The following is an 18,108-nucleotide window of genomic DNA, read 5'->3' as shown; positions in this document are numbered from 1 at the left end:
ATGTTATATTAATGCACGAATAATTAAATATATACCTAGTAATAGCATCACTGTTCTCAATAAAGTTACCACTGTGTCTGACTTTATTGATTGATTTACTTTCACACCAATTTTCGCACCAAAGTAGCTTGAAATAATTAAAATAATTGCATATCCCCAAGCAACATGACCTTGTGCAATGTGTCCGATAGAACTCATCACACTTGAAAAGAAAATCATCATCATACTTGTTCCAACTGCAACATGTGGCGGAAATCTGAATACAATAAGCATCAATGGTGCCATAAGTGCACCGCCACCAATACCGAATAAACCAGTCAATATACCAATTAAAAATGTCGTAATAAACGCAAATAAAGGCGGAACGCTGTAATGATATGTTTTACCTTTAGCATCTACATATGTCTTTTGATATTTTGGTTTATCAAATATTTTAAAGGGTTTTATCTTATGTCTAACCATTAATAAAATAGCAACAAATATTAAAAATATACCAAAGTATAGATTAAAAGACTCTAACGTCAAATATCTACTAATAAATGAACCGAGTAATGAACCAGGTAATAGACCAAATAAAAATATGGAACCATTTTTTATATCTACTTGTTTCGTTTTCAAATAACCAAGTGATGAAGAAAGTCCTGTAACAATCAGAATGACTGATGATGTCCCAATAGCTACTTGCGTTGTAATACCATGAAGCAATCCATGTTCAACGCCTAAATAAACCATCGTTGGAACGATAATAATACCGCCACCGATGCCAACAATTGATCCGATAATCGCTGATAAACCTCCGATTAAAACTAATAATGTAATAGTTAATAACATAGTCGTCGCCTCTTAAAATAATTTTAATTGTTGTGGTGCTAATCCTTCATAATCTATATTCAATAATTGCTGGTAAGTTTTAGCATTATTCGCTGCGTGTCCACCAGAATTATTATTAAATATAACATAAACTTTCTTTGCTTTCTGTTCCAGAATTTGTGCCTTTTGTGCTAAGTCTGTTAATTCTTGCTCATTATAATCATATAAATAACGTACATCTCGCCATTCTTGGTCTGACATATCCTTTTTTGTCCAACCATATTGGTTTCTTCCGTGATAACGAACAAATGCAATTTCATTTGTAATTCGATTGACCAACGGAATACTACCATCTTTTACTTGTGGCTCATCAACTACTGCATGTATAATTTCATGTTCAGTTAAAAATGCCAATGTTTGTTCTTTAAATGCCTCACTAAACCAAGATTGATGTCTAAATTCAACACACATTGGGAATGATTGTAATTGTTGTCTTACATATAAAATGTATTTTATATTTTGTACATTGCAATCAAACCAAGGGGGAAATTGAACCAATACCATCGCCAATTTATGATGTGTTTGTAATGGTTCTAACATTTTCTTGAATTGTTCAAATAATTCTTGTCTCGTGTCTGCAAATGTTTTGTAGTCAGCATGCAAAGTGAGTGCTTGATGAATTTTGACCACAAATTCAAATGTATCAGGTGTTTCTTTTATCCATTTCAATATATTTCTTTCTGGTTGTATCGCATAATATGTAGCATCTAATTCGACAACCGGAAAATGTCCAGCATATGTTTTAAGTTTATCGGTTTGGCGTTCTAAATCTTCATATAATGAATAATGATCACCCCAACCTGTCAATCCGATGTTTATCATTTATATCACCACTGTCATCATACCATATAAGTTTTAATATAATCATTTCAGCGAACTTCATTTTGACTATTTCGCTTGTTTATATTCTTATCATTGAAGTTTGATTTGCTAATTGCGATTTTCCATATTCATATCAATGTACTTCGATTTGCTCATTGCGTTGAACTTCAGATTGATGATTATGTTTTGCTCTTTGCGGCGAGCCGCATCTTGATGATTTTGTTTCTTTTGCTCTTTGGGGCGAGCTGCATCTTGATGATAGCGATTCTCCATATTCTTATCATTGAACTTCTTTTTGCTTTTTGCAGCGAGCTGCACCCTTATGATTTTGTTTCTTTTGCTCTTTGCGGCGAGCCGCATCTTGATGATTACGTTTAATCACAATCATTCCAGCGAACTTTAGCACGATGCTTTCGTTCCTTTTGCTCATTGCGTTGAACTTCAGATCGATGCTTTCGTTTGATTTGATTTGTAAAATAAAAAAGCAATCCACCAAATTGACAAGCGCTAAAATTGTATATCGGGCGCTTGTGGTTTTGTGGATTGCGGTCGTTTATTTATATTGCATAATTTGATTTATTTGATTAATTAGGTTCGACATGATGGTGTTGGCAGGGTGTGTAGTTGCTAGTCGCGGACTTTGTCCACTCCACATATGCGTTAACTCTTTGTCGCCAATGTTTGCTGCGGCTTTTCTTATGCTGCTTGTTAGTTCATTTTGTATTGGGTAGTCAGGGATATCGCCTTCAAATTGAGACATTTCTTCGATAAACCTATTGTTGATGCCACGTGCAAGTTTTCCACTGAATGCTTTTGTTACAACGGTATCCGTTTCTTTACTATTTATAATTGCGTCTCGTAAAAGTTTGGATGCTTTACTATCTTGTGATGTTAAAAATGCAGTTCCCATTTGTACACCTTCAGCACCTAAAATAATACTCGCAAGAATTCCTCTGCCATCCATAATACCGCCTGCAGCGATGACTGGTATAGTCACAGCGTCTACAATTTGAGGTACAAGTGATATCGTTCCAATCATAGGGACTTGTTTTTGAGTTTTTAAAAATGAACCTCGATGCCCACCTGCTTCACTACCTTGTGCTACGATAGCATCCATACCGGCTTTTTCGTTCGCGATAGCTTCATCAACACATGTTGCTGTCCCAACAAGTTTAATATCCGCTTCTTTCAATCTATTTATAATTTTTTCACTAGGAATTCCAAAAGTAAAACAGCAAACAGGTACTTGTTTTTCAATTATCGTATCTATATGACATTTAAATTGTTGTTCTTCCGTAATTTTTACAACCGGTTCTTCTAAATGCAATGCACGTCTATAAGGTTTTAACCAGGCATTCATGTTTTCAATTTGCGAACTAGAATATGATTGGTGACTTGGTACAAAAATATTCACACCAAAGGCATTTTTAGTTAATTCTCTTACTCGATCTATTTCTTCTTCTAGCTGTTTCGTATTAAAATAACCTGCACCAATTGTTCCTAATCCACCACTATTACTTACAGATGCTACTAGTTGTGGTGTAGTGCTACCCGCCATACCAGCTTGTATAATTGGATATTTAATATTTAACATTTGAGTAAGTTGGTTCATATTCCACATAGTTGTTCGCTCCTTAGATTGAAATGTTGTGCTTTTTCCGCTGTTGATATTGAATTTGTTGTTGAAAAAGTTTTTCTTTTTCTTTTTTATCCATCTCGTCCTCAATTTCCATACCTAACAATTCTTCAATTAAATCCTCATGTGACACAATTGCCTCAGTTCCACCAAATTCGTCTAATACAATTGCTAAATGTTTTCTTGAAATTGTCATCTTACGTAATACCCATTCCGCTTTGTTATGTTCATTTACAAATAATGGTTTAGCTGAATAGTCTGTAATTTGATTTTCTTTATTATTACTCCAAGCCAATAAATATTTAGAATGAAACACGCCAATGATATTATCTATATCACCTTCATACACCGGATATCTTGTGTATGGTTTATTCATAACCGTTTCATAAACTTCTTCATATGTCGCATTTGATGCAAATGCAGTCACATTAACTCTTGGTGTTGTGTCGACATCTTTTACTTTTAAATTTTCAAAATTAATAACACCATTTAGCCTTTTTGTCTCAATTTTATTTAAAGCACCTTCGTGACCTGCAATTGCTAACATCGTTTTAAACTCTTCTTTAGAAAATTGATGTTCTTGTGGTTGTCCTTTTGATAAATTTCGATTAATACTGTCTGTTAATTTATTTAAAAGTAGTGTAATTGGACGAAATACAAACACACAAATATTGATGACCGGATATACAAGTCTCGTTATTTTGTCTGGAAATGTTGCTGCTACAGACTTTGGAATCACTTCAGAAATCAAAATAATAACAACAGTTAAGACAGCTGATGCAATTCCAACACTGATACCCCAGCGTAATGCCATAATAGTTACAAGTGTTGGTAGCAATATATTTGCGACATTATTCCCTATTAAAATTGTTGTAATAAACTCACTTGGTTTTTCAAGTAACCCTACAATCCCCTTCGCTTTTTTATCACCTTTGTCAGCTTCTGTTTTAAATTTGGTTTTATTTGCAGCTGTTAATGCTGTCTCACTTCCTGAAAAGAAAAACGAAATAAATATCAATATAATTATGGCAATGATCACGCGAGTTATCTCCTTATTGTCATATCTTATTTTTATTTTTGTTGTAGTTACTTAATTCCCGACGTTCAAGTTTAATAAACCATATAAAATTCATTATATATAATACTTTTATTAATAGTAACTAAAATGGCTTTTTAAGAAAGATTCAAATATGACTTGGTTTAATGAATTAACGTGAATGAAGTAAACAAATTAGTAGAATTATTTAAAGAGCGTTTCACATGATAGTCATTAACTTTAAGAAAGTTATACTAATGATAATTATTGAGGCATACGTAATTTTATTTCTAGGTAAATGTAATTTAATTTCTCTATATAGAAAGAAGGATTAACATGTATTTTGTTTTAGCAATATTTACAATAATCAGTGCAAGTGTACGTTTAGGTTATTCGATTCAATCATGTGCATCTAGTCATAATATTAACGCTTATTAAGCACTCACACGTAGCTTACCATTATGTTTATTATCAATTTTCACTATAGTTATTCTTAATGATAGTTTTTTAATTACTACCTCTATTGCAATGATTCTTATTCAATTTTTAGATACGTTTGTTGGTTATAAAAGTAAAGATGCATTTAAAACATACGGTCCATTAGTTACCTCTTTAATCAACTTAATATTGCTAGTCATTTTTTTATTTTAATAATTAAGTTCTTTACTATTATTAGTTACTAGGATTATCTTCAAATCTGCTTTTCTAAAATTTAAGTCAAATAATCTTATTTACTATTCTAAACAATATAAAAATTAAACGTCTCTGCACTTTGGATTTAATTGCCAATGTGTAGAGACGTTTATTTGTATCTTTAACTGTACTAAATATCAATAATGGATGTTCCTAAAATAAAAAAGCCACGTTAACGTGACTTTTTTAGTATCAAAATGGTATCATCAGCCTATTTTCACGATTAAGAATAGCTTAACCGCGCTTTTCAAAACTATCCGATACTACCTTCCATTTCGAATTTGATTAAACGGTTCATTTCTACCGCATATTCCATTGGAAGTTCTTTGGTAAATGGTTCAATGAATCCCATAACAATCATTTCTGTCGCTTCTTCTTCAGAGATACCACGACTCATTAAATAGAATAATTGTTCTTCAGAAACTTTTGAGACTTTTGCCTCATGCTCTAATGAGATCTGATCATTAAATACTTCGTTATACGGAATTGTATCTGAAGTTGATTCGTTGTCTAAGATTAACGTATCACATTCAATGTTAGAACGTGCACCTTTTGCTTTACGTCCAAAATGTACAATACCACGGTAAATAACTTTACCACCATTTTTAGAAATAGATTTAGAAACAATTGTAGAAGATGTATTAGGTGCTTTATGAATCATTTTAGCACCTGCATCTTGAACTTGTCCTTTACCAGCGAATGCAATTGATAACGTACTACCTTTCGCACCTTCACCTAATAGAACACAGTTTGGATATTTCATCGTTAACTTAGAACCTAAGTTACCATCTACCCATTCCATATTTCCGTTTTCATAGACAAAAGTACGCTTTGTAACTAAGTTATATACATTGTTCGCCCAGTTTTGAATAGTTGTATAACGTACATGTGCATCCTTATGCACGATAATTTCAACAACAGCTGAGTGTAATGAACTTGTTGTATAAACTGGTGCAGTACAGCCTTCTACATAATGTACAGAAGCACCTTCATCAGCAATAATTAGAGTACGTTCAAATTGACCCATATTTTCAGAATTTATACGGAAATATGCTTGTAATGGCGTATCCAATTTAACATTCTTAGGTACATAAATGAATGAACCACCTGACCATACCGCTGAGTTCAACGCTGCAAATTTATTATCTGCTGCAGGAATAACTGACGCAAAGTATTTTTTAAATAGTTCTTCATTTTCTTGTAAAGCACTATCTGTATCTTTGAAAATGATACCTTTTTCTTCAAGTTCTTTTTCCATGTTATGGTAAACAACTTCTGATTCATATTGTGCTGAAACACCAGCTAAATACTTTTGTTCAGCCTCAGGAATTCCTAATTTATCAAAAGTTCGTTTAATTTCTTCTGGCACTTCATCCCATGAACGCTCAGCTTGTTCTGATGGTTTAACATAGTACGTAATGTCATCGAAATTCAATTCTGATAAGTCGCCACCCCATTGTGGCATTGGCATTTTATAAAATAATTTTAATGATTTAAGACGGAAATCTAACATCCATTCCGGCTCATTTTTCATGTTAGAAATTTCTCTAACAATATTCTCAGTTAAACCACGTTCTGATCTGAAAATGGAAACATCATCGTCGTGGAATCCATATTTATAATCCCCAACATCTGGTGCTTTTTTAGCCATTTCAATCACTCCTTAAAAATATATTTACAACGGCGTGCGTAAGTTTTTAATTCATGATGTAAATCATATTATAACAATGACATGACACCTTATTAAAGTTTATATGTGTAATGTCAAATATCTCATACGATTAACAGCATTTTATTCTTCTTCAGTTGTACCTTCTGCTTTACCCTCTTTAGCTACAGTACCTTTTTCCAATGCTTTCCAAGCTAATGTGGCACATTTAATTCGAGCAGGGAATTGAGAAACACCTTGTAATGCTTCAATATCTCCCATTTCTTCTGTAATCACATAATCTTCACCAAGCATCATTTTCGTGAATTCTTGGCTCATTTGCATTGCTTCTCCTAGTGAATGACCTTTAACTGCTTGCGTCATCATTGATGCGCTTGCCATTGAAATTGAACAACCTTCACCTTCGAACTTAGCATCTTTAATAATGCCGTCTTCAATATCAAAAGTTAGTCGAATTCGGTCACCGCATGTCGGGTTATTCATATCTACTGTCATAGACCCGTTATCTAATACACCTTTATTTCTAGGATTTTTATAATGATCCATAATGACAGATCTATATAATTGATCTAGATTATTAAAATTCATAAGAGAAAAACTCCTTTGTTTGTTTCAAGGCATTTATTAACTGATCAATGTCTTCTTTCGTGTTGTATATATAAAAACTCGCTCTTGCTGTTGAAGACACATTTAACCATTTCATCAGTGGTTGTGCACAATGGTGTCCAGCCCTAACTGCGACACCTTCAGTATCAACAGCTGTAGCTAAATCATGTGGATGAACATCTTGTAGATTAAATGTTATCACACCTGCACGACGATCTTTTGGTGGGCCATAGATTTCAATTCCATCAATCGCCGACATTTGTTCATATGCATATATTGTTAATTCTTGTTCATATTGATGAATGGCGTCAAAACCTAAGCGCTCTAAGTAGCGAATAGCTTCTGCAAGTCCAATCGCTTGTGCAATTAATGGTGTACCTGCCTCAAATTTAGTAGGTAAATCTGCCCATGTCGCATCATATTTACTTACAAAATCAATCATGTCGCCACCAAACTCAATTGGCTCCATTTTTTGCAGTAACTCACGTTTGCCGAATAATACACCAATACCAGTTGGACCTAGCATTTTATGACCACTAAAGCTATAAAAATCTGCATCCATATCTTGCATATCAAGTTTCATATGTGGCGCTGCTTGTGCCCCATCAACACTAATGATTGCACCATGTTGATGTGCAACTTCAGCAATTGTTTTAACATCATTGATTGTACCAAGTACATTAGATACATGTGCAATTGCAACGATTTTCGTTTTATCATTAATTGTTTGCTTTATATCTTCAATGTTTAATTCACCATCAGCAGTCATTGGAATAAATTTCAATGTCGCATTTTTACGCTTTGCTAATTGTTGCCAAGGAACGATATTCGCATGATGTTCCATTTCTGTAACAACAATTTCATCGCCCTCTTCAACATTTGCATCGCCATAACTATGGGCTACTAAGTTAATTGCTGCAGTTGTCCCTCTAGTGAAAATGATTTCTTCAAAGTACTTTGCGTTAATAAAACGTCTTACTGTTTCTCTCGCATTTTCATATCCATCTGTTGCTAAGGAACCTAAAGTATGCACACCACGATGAACATTAGAATTGTATCGTTTATAGTAATCATCTAGAACATTTAACACTTGTACAGGTGTTTGACTTGTCGCTGTTGAATCAAGATATGCTAAACGTTTGCCATTGACTTTTTGATCTAAAATCGGAAAATCTTTGATTACTTCATTAACGTCAAATGAGTGTTCGGCCACTTCATTCACGACCTTTCTTAAATAAAAATCCTGTTTATTTAAATACTACCGTTGTAATAGTTTGTCACCAATATCAACAGTTTAAATTTAATTTACAATAACTTATTTAGAAACTTTGCGTTCAATTACTTCTCTCAATTGACGTTTAACGTCTTCGATAGGTAATTCACGTACAACTGGATCTAAGAACCCATGAATAACAAGACGTTCTGCTTCTCTTTGAGAAATACCACGACTCATTAAGTAATAAAGTTGATCCGGATCAACACGACCTACTGAAGCCGCGTGACCTGCTTGAACATCATCTTCATCAATTAATAAAATTGGATTTGCGTCTCCTCGTGCATGTTCTGATAACATTAAAACACGTGATTCTTGGTTAGCAATTGATTTAGTACCACCATGCTTGATATATCCAATACCATTAAACACAGATGATGCATGTTCTTTCATTACACCGTGTTTAAGGATATAACCATCAGTTTCTTTACCATATTGAACAATTTTAGATGTTAAATTGATTTTTTGTTCGCCTGTACCTACTACGACTGATTTAAGTGAACTTGTTGAGCGATCACCATATAAATTAGTTGTATTATCAATAATTTGGCTACCTTCATTCATTAAACCTAATGCCCAATTAATTGAAGCATCCGCTTCTGTAATACCACGACGAATGATATGGCCTGTAAAGCCTTTGTCCATGTAATCTACTGAACCATAAGTGATATTTGAATTTGCACCAGCAATGACTTCAGAAATAATATTTAATTGATTTCCTTCACCAGATGCATTTGATAAATAGTTCTCAACATATGTCACTTCAGCACTTTCTTCAGTAACAATAATGACATGATTGTAGAAGCTTGCGTTCTCATCATCATGTAAAACAACATATTGTACTGGATGTTCTACAACTACATTTTTAGGAACATAAACAAATACACCACCATTAACTAATGCTGTATGTAGCGCTGTAATACGATGTTCATCTACAGTTACTGCATCCTTCATAAAATACTTTTGTACTAAATCACTATGATTTACAAGTGCATCTGCTAAACCTTCAATAATAACACCATCATTTGATGCATTATTATCAACTTGTGTAAATGCAATCGTATTGTTATGTTGAATCACTAAATTTTTAGATTGATCTACATCAATAATTTCTCTTACTGATTCAGGTAATTGTGATAAAGATTGATAAACATCACCTTTAACATCGTGTTGTTTAAAAGAATCAAAATCCCATTTTCTTAATTTTGTTTTATCAGGTTTTGGCATTTCTAAAGTTTCTGTTAATTTCAAAGCTTTTTTACGTAATTCTGTCATCCAAGAAGGTTCATTGTGGGCTTTAGAATAATCAACAAGTTGTTCTTCAGAAATGTTCAAAATATCAGTTGTCATAACTTTTTCCTCCTACTTGATGAAATTTACTATTTCGAATAAATGTCCATTTTCATCATATATAGATGAACATCTCATGGATATTGTATTAATAAGATTATTCAGCTGAACCGAACTCTTCTTTAACCCATTCATATCCTTCTTCTTCAAGACGTTTTGCTAATTCTGGGCCACCAGACTTAACGACTTTACCAGCATACATTACGTGTACTTTATCTGGCGTAATATAATTTAATAAACGTTGATAGTGAGTAATCATTAATGCACCAAAGTTTTCCCCACGCATTTGGTTAATGCCTTTTGATACAACTTTTAATGCATCGATGTCTAAACCTGAATCGATTTCATCTAAAATTGCAAATTTAGGTTCTAACATCATTAATTGTAAGATTTCGTTACGTTTCTTCTCTCCACCTGAGAAACCTTCATTTAAATAACGTTGAGCCATGTCTTTATCGATATCTAAAAAGTCCATGTTCTTATCTAATTTCTTAATAAATTGCATTAAGTTAATCTCTTGTCCTTCTTCGCGTTTCGCATTAATTGCCGAACGCATGAAATCAGCATTTGTTACACCTGTAATTTCAGATGGATATTGCATTGCTAAGAACAACCCTGCTTTTGCTCTTTCATCAACTTCTAATTCTAAAATATTAACACCGTCTAAAAGTACTTCTCCTTTAGTTACTTCATAGCTTGGGTGTCCCATAATTGCAGATGATAAAGTTGATTTACCTGTCCCATTTGGTCCCATAATCGCATGTATTTCATCAGTGTTAATTGTCAAGTTAACACCTTTTAAAATTTCTTTATCCTCAATAGACACATGTAGGTCTTTGATTTCTAATGTTGATGCCATTTTATATTCCCTCCGTAAAATATAAAGTTTTCTTAACTAGTTTATAATAATTTTAATTTGTAGTCAAAAAGACTTTGTAATAATGCGTACAGTTAATTATAACTTACTTATACCTTAATATAAATAACTTAAACCCTTTTTATTATTTTTAATAACTCTAAAGTACATCTCTAATTGACTCCGTTCAGAAGTATAAATGATAATCAGTACACATAATTTCTCAATGGATTTTATGTTTTTAAAATATGTTATCATTTCACTAATACATTTATGATATGGTATGATGCTATTTATGTTTTATTCCAATCGTTAGAAAGGAGTTATTCATGCAACAGTTTAAATGGATTAATATTTTAAAAGGATTTGCTATGGGTACGAGTGATTTAGTACCTGGCGTTAGTGGTGGCACCATCGCTTTATTACTAGGTATATACAACCAGTTTATCGCTTCCATAAGTGGTATCTTCTCAAGGCGCTTTTGGCCAAGTTTCACATTTTTACTTCCTATTATAATTGGCATGTTATTAGCAATGGGATCACTAAGTAATCTTTTCAATTACTTATTAAGCCAACATCACATAGCTACTATGTTTTTCTTTGGTGGGTTAATTATAGGAATTGTCCCTTACTTATTAAAAATATCTAACTATAAGTCATCATTTTCAGTTAAACATTATATGATGGTTATAATTGGTATCGTCATTTTAGTTATCATTACTTTATTAAATAGTGGCGATAAACACGCTGGTGAAACACTGACACTTTCAACTGGTCTTATTTTTAAATATTTTATTGCAGGTATGTGTGCATCCAGCGCCATGTTACTTCCAGGTATTTCAGGTTCATTTATGTTATTAGTATTTGGTGTTTATGGTACTGTCATGTTAGCTATTTCTGAAGTAGTTAAGCTTAACTTTGCCGGTATCCCTATTTTACTTGCAGTCGGTTTTGGTGTACTTGCTGGTTTCATTTTTTCCAGCAAAATCATTCAATATTTCCTGTTGAATCATAAATTAATGACTTTTGCGTTGATAATTGGTTTCGTCATTGGATCGCTTTTTGCAGTATTTCCAGGTTTACCAACTAGTATCACGATGTGGTTTGTTTCAATTGTAGTATTTATCATCGGCTTAATCGTAAGTTTGACTTTAGGTCGTATTACCGCTGAAAATGAATAACCATCCGCGAATAATTCTTTGATTCAGATTTTCTCGTTAATTACTTTCAATGTAGGATTAAGTTTTCGTTGATTACCATTGAAGTTAGTTAACGAGTTTTTTAATTTAGACTCTTTCTTTCATTAAAATTAATATTAACTAAATCACGCATGACATAATTTTCATAGACACAGCAAAACCACTTAGCCGATATTTATACCGACTAAGTGGCATGTGTAGTGTATTAGGATATAAAAGTAAAATTACTCGCCTTTGTTACCTTTTACTTTGTCTATAAAATCAGTTGCTTTTTCTTTAGCATTTTCAACGAATTCTTTAGCTTTACCAGAAGCTTTATCTTCTTTACCTTCATTTTCTAAATCTTTATCATCAGTAACATTTCCTACTGTTTCTTTAACGTTACCTTTTGCTTGTTCAAATTTACTTTCGTCTGCCATAATGAATGCCTCCTTGAAATAAATGTTGTAATTTAAATTTACCCGATTCAAAAACGTCTAAACATTTAACTCAAATAATTTTGTAAAATTATTTAGCTTCATTATATAATGAGTGAAAAAATTTCAATGTTAAGTATGTTATTTTACCTTTTGCTACTTCACCATTTAATAAATAATATACCTTATACTTAGTGTTTTTTATTTTCGTTGGAAACTCACAACTCACAAAAGCCCAGCAACTTGACGTTACTGAGCTTGTAATTGGTTATTTAGCAGGAATAACAAATTGTATTATCAAGGAAATCCATGAGCATTCAAAATGCTTTTATATAGGCATTTATAAGTGTTTCAAGGTATTTTATAGTTCATACCCTTGCCCTTTGTTTTAAAATTATGCCCTTTTTTTGCCCTTGAAAATAACCACACTCCTAAATTAATAGGTGGTGTGGTTTGATCATTTATAATATAACATAAAAAACAACCACCCAGTAACTAGTATGGGTGGTTAAAATGTGCCTTTAGCACTTAATAAAACCGATAATATGCTTTATTATGTCGCAAATATTTCAGCGACTTGTTATGCACCACCACACAAACTTACTCCCATCCAGGAACACAGAGCTTTGTCGCTCGTCAGCAACGTCATATGAATTCTCAGTTCATGTTGTGGTGACACTTTAAACGATCTGTGCCAGTAGCGACCGAGTCATTTCAAGAATGACCATTTCACATTTATATTATAACACTTGTCGTGCGTAACTGTATAGTTTTTCAGTTGTATTTAAAGTTAAGTTATCTACTTCGCGCTTTCCTTGCCTTAATTGTGAAATTACATATTGCGCTACGCCAGTTTGTTTGTGAATTTGGTAACCTGTTATATCACTTTTGATCAATTCAATTATTTTTAATTTATAATCACTCATATTATCTACGTCCATTCTTTTTATCTAAACAATAAAAATGTGTTTTTCTCCCGATAAATAATAACAATGGTAGGCTTAATAAAAACAATAATAAATACATTTGTTCTGTCATAATTGAAAACCTCCAAATAATATTATATTATATAAGTGTAAGGAGGAGCCGTCAGGCTCCAAGCATAATGTTAATCTTTGTTGTTTGGCTTTCGGTCTAGGTAGCCGAGATGCCATTCTCTAAGTTGTTTTAACACTTCTGGAATTATCAGTACTGCCAATACTTGATGTTCTAGAAGTGTTTTTATTATGTCTAGCATGAGGCTTTTCACCTCCTTACACATAATTTGTAAGTCATCAACTAACCTACAAATATAATTATACTAAACAAATGTTTATTATTCAAGTGTTTTTTAAAATTTGCATAAAAAAATAGGCAAGTACCGAAGTACCTGCCTAAACAACAACAAGATTAACATGTGAATAATGGAAATAAAAAGTCAGCCCGAAGGCTAACTTACGAATAGATGAAAATTTGAACACATTGCTGTGTCTAAAACGATTATAGCATAAATGACGAATATTTCTAGCTCAAAATTATTATATTTTAATGATAAAATTTTATGGATTTGTTAATAATTATTTAATTGATTTACATAAATAATAATTGTAAAATTACTTTGTAATCGATTGCAAATAAGTTATAGGAGAAAATAAAATGAATAAAAAACTATTAACAAAAACATTGATAGCAAGTGCTTTAGTTTTAACAACAGTAGGTTCAGGTTTTCATTCTTCTTCAAATTATAATGGTATTAATAACGTTGCAAAAGCTGCTGAAACAACAGACGGACAGTTGTGGAAAAATGTAAGAGATGCTTTGAAAGAGGCTAATATTATCGATAAAACAGATAATGAAAATGTCAAAGTGACTTATAAATTACCAAATGGCGGTGAAAACAGTATTGAAGGTACCGCCAATTTAAATGAACTTAGCAATTCTAATAACAAACCGATTAATACCGATAGTGTTAAAAGAATTGATTTGTCAAGAATAAATCCAAACGGAAATAGGTTTGACGCAAATGATGCATGGAAAAAATTAACTGACAAATTAAAAGAGAAACAAATCGTTAAAAACGGCGACACAGTAACTATCCATAGTAAAGATAAAAATGATCCCCCAATTTCAGCTAAAGTTGGTGATGACTATAATGATCATAAACAATTGATGTTATTTAAAAAGGATATAGATAACATCACGATAAACTAATCATGGTTAAAGACAGGTTACTTTTTTAATGTAACTTGTCTTTTTTAAAGAGATAGAAGCAAAGTATCTATCTCAAATATTAGTCTATTATTTACAAATCTATATCTACACTTTATCTATTTCTATATACACACTAATCGCTCACTGCAACACAGTGCGTTTCTCAGCGTCTTAAAATACAAAAAACGCCACTCGAAAGTGACGTTTCTTTAGTTATATTTTATTGAATTGTTCGCATGCGTTTATAATTATTTTTCATTATTCATAGAGAGGTTTAGTGAGAAGAGATAAATAATTAAAGTTATTTTTATAAATATATAAATGGAAATTATAGGTAAAATTAACGAAATATAATAAGTAAATAACTTAATCCAATAATTCGTACCTTCAAAATTAAAATAATGCATAACTAGAAATAAGCTTAAATAAACTATAATAGTAATTAATGAAATAACAATATAAGATATACAAAATGTTATTATATTTTTGAAAAGTTTCTTAGCCTTACTTTTATATTTTTCAATATTCCCAGCCATAAAAGTTAGAGAAGATAGAGTAAAACCAATAGTAATTGAATAATAAGTTAACAAAAGAGGAACAAATTTTTTTAGAACATCTAAATTAGAATCAAGTTTATATTTTATAATTTCACAAACGAAGCAAAAAATAATTACTAATAATATAATAAGTATACATAAATCTAATTTTTTAAATCCTTTTTTAAAATCTTTTAAAAAATTGCATGTATAAAGAAATCGTGTTTTCTTTGTTTTAAAACTAGTATTATCTAAATTGTTTGTTCTTCTACTCATAATTAACACTCCGTCCCTCTATAATTTTACCCCTTTAATCTCTTTATATTGAGAGTTGTCAACATTCAATTGATCCTCTTCTTCAATAACTCTTTGAATATTTTGAAATAATTGTTGTTCTTTCGGAAAACCTTTTACATCAACTTCGTTTTTTACATAAAAGTCTCTAGTTGTTGAATCTTCAGTAATTTTTTTAGGATAATTATTACTTACATTTCCTTCCACAGCGATATCTTCATATTTTTTACTTTTTGCTAAATATTCAATAAAATTTTTTAATTCATTAGTAAGTTTCTTATTTTTAAATTTAGTAAGTTTAATCTCTGTCTGATATTCTCCAACATTATTTTTATCTAAATTTTGTTTCAAATCATCAAAAATATTATTATCTTTTTCATCTTCAATTATTGTTTTTGAAGGATTAATTTTAATACTTTTGACTGTTGTTAACTTACTAATCTTTTCAAGAAATGGTAAAGGTTCTAATAACTCTATCATATAAAGCTTATTATTGTTTTCATCTATAAATGCATTAGAATTTTCTTCATTGAATTTATTTATATATTTCATTCTTTTAGGTTTTTTTATAAAAAAGTAATTTCTTAATCTTTCAAAATTGATAACGTGTAACTCATCATTAACAATATAAAAATATCCACTCTTTTTATCAATTAAAAAACTGACTTTATTTTTAATAGCATCATCTTTCTCGTTTTGTCTTGTTACTTTAAATTCAGTAATATTTAAATTATCTGATATAAAGCCATGCTTTAAAGAAATAAAATTTCCAACTGCGAAATCGTCGCTAAAATCTTCATTATAATTTTCAATATAAAAACTTTCAGTTTTTTTATAAGTTTTAAGTCTGTCTTTTTCACTTAATTTCATTTTTTCTTTAATACAATAATTAAATCTATTAAAGTCAAAGAAATCTCCTACATGAGCAGTATTTTTTTCATCTTTCTCAAACTCAATAGGAGTAGTAATCTTAATGATTTTAATTTTAATATCTTTATTCACTTTCCCCTTAACCTCTTTCATGTGTAGTTATTTTTTATTATATATTTAGTTGTACAAAATAAAAAGGTTTCATATTAAAAAAAGCAACTAATATCAGGGAATGACATTAGTTGCAACTACACAAAATCATTATACTACATTTTAGTACCTAGTACTAATTTTAACAAATTTTTAAATGTTATGATTACTATATATCACAATTAAACGATGTTTCAATCTCCTCAATCCTCTAATGGTATATCATCCAAAATCACAGTATGATTAGGATTAGCGTTAGATACATTTTTCACTGCCTTATCTAATTCCTCATCGTCTCCGTCCCATTCACCAATGTTAATGAATATAGGCACATTGCCGTTAATATCATGCTTATCTGTAAATAACTTATAGTATTTCCCCAACATATCACGAGCTTTTAAACGATCACTTGGCTTAATTGGCACCTCTACCAGTTCAACATGTTCGTTATAGACTAGCTGTACTTTGCCACTTTGTGGGTTTTCTTTATATTCTCCACGCTTTACTACTACTTCTTTCGTTTCTGTTTCATCACCGACTGCCGCATTCGTAAGCACATGTAGTAACTCTTTTGCAGTTAATACATTCTCATCTATAATCTTATCTTTTTGTTCTTGTATATATTGCTTGATGTGTGGCTTCTTCAATAACCTACACCCTGTCACATGTGCACTATTTGCGCTATAACCTGCTTTTATAGCACTTTGTGTAACATTAAGTGTTCTAATATACTCATTCACAAAACGCGCTTGTTTTGCCGTTAACTCACTCATTCTATCACCTCCACAATTTTATCTAATAAGGTTTCATATCATAATCTTACAGATTGTTCTGAACAATCTAAGACACCACTAATATCTTGATAACTACGTCCTTGTATAAGGGAGTCAAAAATATAAAACTCTTTATCGGTCGCTACTCGGTCAACAATCATTTCTAAGTGATTCTTTACAATATGATCATCAATGTTATCGTCTGCCATCCATTCATTGGAATTTTCATCACCTATTGAAAAGAATTCATCAGTATTTATATCATCATCTATTAATACATCACTTCTAGTTCGCTTATGATAATCACACACGATGCCTTTTATTTGTTTTTTATCCATTGTTACACCACTTTTACATGTGAAGATTGGTGATAAGCATTTACTCGTGCAATCTTGCTATTTTCAATTGCTGTATTTCTTTGTTTTTGACGTTCTGAACGTTGTTTAATACTTGCTTGATACAAATCAACTTGTAAGCGTTCAATGACGTTGTAGGGCTTATATCGTCCATTTGAACGCATATATTTTACAACTTGCTTCTGCTCTTTTTCTGTATAATGATTTAGTACCTTTTTCAACAACGCCATATTATTTATAGATCTATTTTTATAGTTTTGTAACCCTGCTTTTGTTTCAATAATTTTGATAACTAATTTTTCAATCGGATATGAGACAGACACGACCCCCATTATTTCATCACATGTTGTGGTCGACGCACTCATATGGTACATACTTTCAATTTGGAATTCACACATCTTAATTTTTTTATTAATAAATGCTGGGTTAAATTGCGTTAATAGTTGATACTCAGATAGTTTATTGTCGCCATTACGATAATATAAACAATTCTTCGTTTTAAGCAGTTTCATT

At 31.4% G+C, this 18,108-nt stretch carries 21 protein-coding genes and 1 pseudogene; 3 read left to right on the top strand and 19 right to left on the bottom strand.

Features of this window, described 5'->3' with window-relative positions; genetic code table 11:
• Positions 1-3: 3 nt before the first annotated feature.
• From ML436_04500 to ML436_04480, 5 genes are all read right to left on the bottom strand, one after another.
• Positions 4-831 (bottom strand): sulfite exporter TauE/SafE family protein, encoded by an 828-nt coding sequence (locus ML436_04500; protein UMT78999.1) that lies wholly within the window; start codon positions 829-831, stop codon positions 4-6.
• Between the two features lie 12 nt (positions 832-843).
• On the bottom strand, positions 844-1,692 hold the full coding sequence (locus tag ML436_04495; GenBank protein UMT78998.1) for a DUF72 domain-containing protein: 849 nt from the start codon (positions 1,690-1,692) through the stop codon (positions 844-846).
• A 280-nt stretch (positions 1,693-1,972) separates the two neighbouring features.
• Positions 1,973-2,122 carry a hypothetical protein gene (locus ML436_04490; GenBank protein UMT78997.1) on the bottom strand — a complete coding sequence of 50 codons (150 nt, stop codon included), beginning with the start codon at positions 2,120-2,122 and terminating at the stop codon, positions 1,973-1,975.
• 123 nt (positions 2,123-2,245) lie between these two features.
• Positions 2,246-3,313, bottom strand: coding sequence for a nitronate monooxygenase family protein (locus ML436_04485; GenBank protein UMT78996.1), 1,068 nt, complete (start codon positions 3,311-3,313; stop codon positions 2,246-2,248).
• A 13-nt stretch (positions 3,314-3,326) separates the two neighbouring features.
• Complete coding sequence (locus ML436_04480; protein ID UMT78995.1) at positions 3,327-4,367, bottom strand: CNNM domain-containing protein; 1,041 nt, start codon at positions 4,365-4,367, stop codon at positions 3,327-3,329.
• A gap of 333 nt (positions 4,368-4,700) precedes the next feature.
• Between ML436_04480 and ML436_04475 the strand changes: the two are divergent.
• A pseudogene (locus ML436_04475) lies at positions 4,701-5,015 on the top strand (hypothetical protein).
• Positions 5,016-5,310: 295 nt separating this feature from the next.
• On the opposite strand, the gene sufB reads toward ML436_04475, so the two are convergent.
• The 5 genes from sufB to sufC all read right to left on the bottom strand — a co-directional run bounded on the left by sufB (position 5,311) and on the right by sufC (position 10,814).
• Positions 5,311-6,708 (bottom strand): Fe-S cluster assembly protein SufB, encoded by a 1,398-nt coding sequence (sufB, locus tag ML436_04470; GenBank protein UMT78994.1) that lies wholly within the window; start codon positions 6,706-6,708, stop codon positions 5,311-5,313.
• A 141-nt stretch (positions 6,709-6,849) separates the two neighbouring features.
• Positions 6,850-7,314 carry an SUF system NifU family Fe-S cluster assembly protein gene (locus ML436_04465; protein ID UMT78993.1) on the bottom strand — a complete coding sequence of 155 codons (465 nt, stop codon included), beginning with the start codon at positions 7,312-7,314 and terminating at the stop codon, positions 6,850-6,852.
• Positions 7,304-8,554 (bottom strand): cysteine desulfurase, encoded by a 1,251-nt coding sequence (locus tag ML436_04460; GenBank protein ID UMT78992.1) that lies wholly within the window; start codon positions 8,552-8,554, stop codon positions 7,304-7,306. The genes ML436_04465 and ML436_04460 overlap by 11 nt, the downstream gene beginning before the upstream one ends.
• Before the next feature lie 93 nt (positions 8,555-8,647).
• Entirely contained in the window at positions 8,648-9,955 is a 1,308-nt protein-coding gene (gene sufD, locus ML436_04455; GenBank protein UMT78991.1) for a Fe-S cluster assembly protein SufD, read from the bottom strand.
• Between the two features lie 97 nt (positions 9,956-10,052).
• Positions 10,053-10,814, bottom strand: a complete 762-nt coding sequence (sufC, locus tag ML436_04450) for a Fe-S cluster assembly ATPase SufC (GenBank protein UMT78990.1) — start codon at positions 10,812-10,814, stop codon at positions 10,053-10,055.
• A gap of 326 nt (positions 10,815-11,140) precedes the next feature.
• On the opposite strand from sufC, the gene ML436_04445 reads away from it, so the two are divergent.
• On the top strand, positions 11,141-11,992 hold the full coding sequence (locus ML436_04445; protein ID UMT78989.1) for a DUF368 domain-containing protein: 852 nt from the start codon (positions 11,141-11,143) through the stop codon (positions 11,990-11,992).
• A gap of 242 nt (positions 11,993-12,234) precedes the next feature.
• Here the strand turns inward: ML436_04445 and ML436_04440 are convergent, their stop codons facing one another.
• The 4 genes from ML436_04440 to ML436_04425 all read right to left on the bottom strand — a co-directional run bounded on the left by ML436_04440 (position 12,235) and on the right by ML436_04425 (position 13,687).
• Positions 12,235-12,429, bottom strand: coding sequence for a CsbD family protein (locus ML436_04440; protein ID UMT78988.1), 195 nt, complete (start codon positions 12,427-12,429; stop codon positions 12,235-12,237).
• A gap of 737 nt (positions 12,430-13,166) precedes the next feature.
• Positions 13,167-13,352 carry a hypothetical protein gene (locus tag ML436_04435; protein UMT78987.1) on the bottom strand — a complete coding sequence of 62 codons (186 nt, stop codon included), beginning with the start codon at positions 13,350-13,352 and terminating at the stop codon, positions 13,167-13,169.
• Position 13,353: 1 nt separating this feature from the next.
• The gene (locus ML436_04430) at positions 13,354-13,464 is read right to left on the bottom strand and encodes a hypothetical protein (protein UMT78986.1); all 111 of its coding nucleotides are present in this window, start codon (positions 13,462-13,464) and stop codon (positions 13,354-13,356) included.
• Positions 13,465-13,534: 70 nt separating this feature from the next.
• The gene (locus tag ML436_04425) at positions 13,535-13,687 is read right to left on the bottom strand and encodes a hypothetical protein (protein ID UMT78985.1); all 153 of its coding nucleotides are present in this window, start codon (positions 13,685-13,687) and stop codon (positions 13,535-13,537) included.
• Between the two features lie 374 nt (positions 13,688-14,061).
• On the opposite strand from ML436_04425, the gene ML436_04420 reads away from it, so the two are divergent.
• Positions 14,062-14,616: a DUF4888 domain-containing protein gene (locus ML436_04420; protein UMT78984.1), complete on the top strand. Its 555-nt coding sequence runs from the start codon at positions 14,062-14,064 to the stop codon at positions 14,614-14,616.
• A gap of 248 nt (positions 14,617-14,864) precedes the next feature.
• Here the strand turns inward: ML436_04420 and ML436_04415 are convergent, their stop codons facing one another.
• The 5 genes from ML436_04415 to ML436_04395 form a co-directional block, all read right to left on the bottom strand.
• A complete protein-coding gene (locus ML436_04415; GenBank protein ID UMT78983.1) occupies positions 14,865-15,428 on the bottom strand; it encodes a hypothetical protein in 564 nt (187 codons plus the stop codon).
• A gap of 18 nt (positions 15,429-15,446) precedes the next feature.
• A complete protein-coding gene (locus tag ML436_04410) occupies positions 15,447-16,448 on the bottom strand; it encodes a hypothetical protein (protein UMT78982.1) in 1,002 nt (333 codons plus the stop codon).
• Between the two features lie 221 nt (positions 16,449-16,669).
• The gene (locus tag ML436_04405) at positions 16,670-17,239 is read right to left on the bottom strand and encodes a terminase small subunit (protein ID UMT78981.1); all 570 of its coding nucleotides are present in this window, start codon (positions 17,237-17,239) and stop codon (positions 16,670-16,672) included.
• Between the two features lie 38 nt (positions 17,240-17,277).
• Positions 17,278-17,448: a pathogenicity island family protein gene (locus ML436_04400; GenBank protein UMT79484.1), complete on the bottom strand. Its 171-nt coding sequence runs from the start codon at positions 17,446-17,448 to the stop codon at positions 17,278-17,280.
• Positions 17,449-17,579: 131 nt separating this feature from the next.
• The gene (locus ML436_04395) at positions 17,580-18,107 is read right to left on the bottom strand and encodes a spore coat protein (GenBank protein ID UMT78980.1); all 528 of its coding nucleotides are present in this window, start codon (positions 18,105-18,107) and stop codon (positions 17,580-17,582) included.
• Between the last annotated feature and the right edge of the window lies 1 nt (position 18,108).

This window comes from Staphylococcus roterodami, from assembly GCA_022493055.1.
GTDB lineage: Bacteria > Bacillota > Bacilli > Staphylococcales > Staphylococcaceae > Staphylococcus > Staphylococcus singaporensis.
Note: the sequence above shows the minus strand (reverse complement) of the source record. Positions and strands in the feature narration are given on the sequence as shown.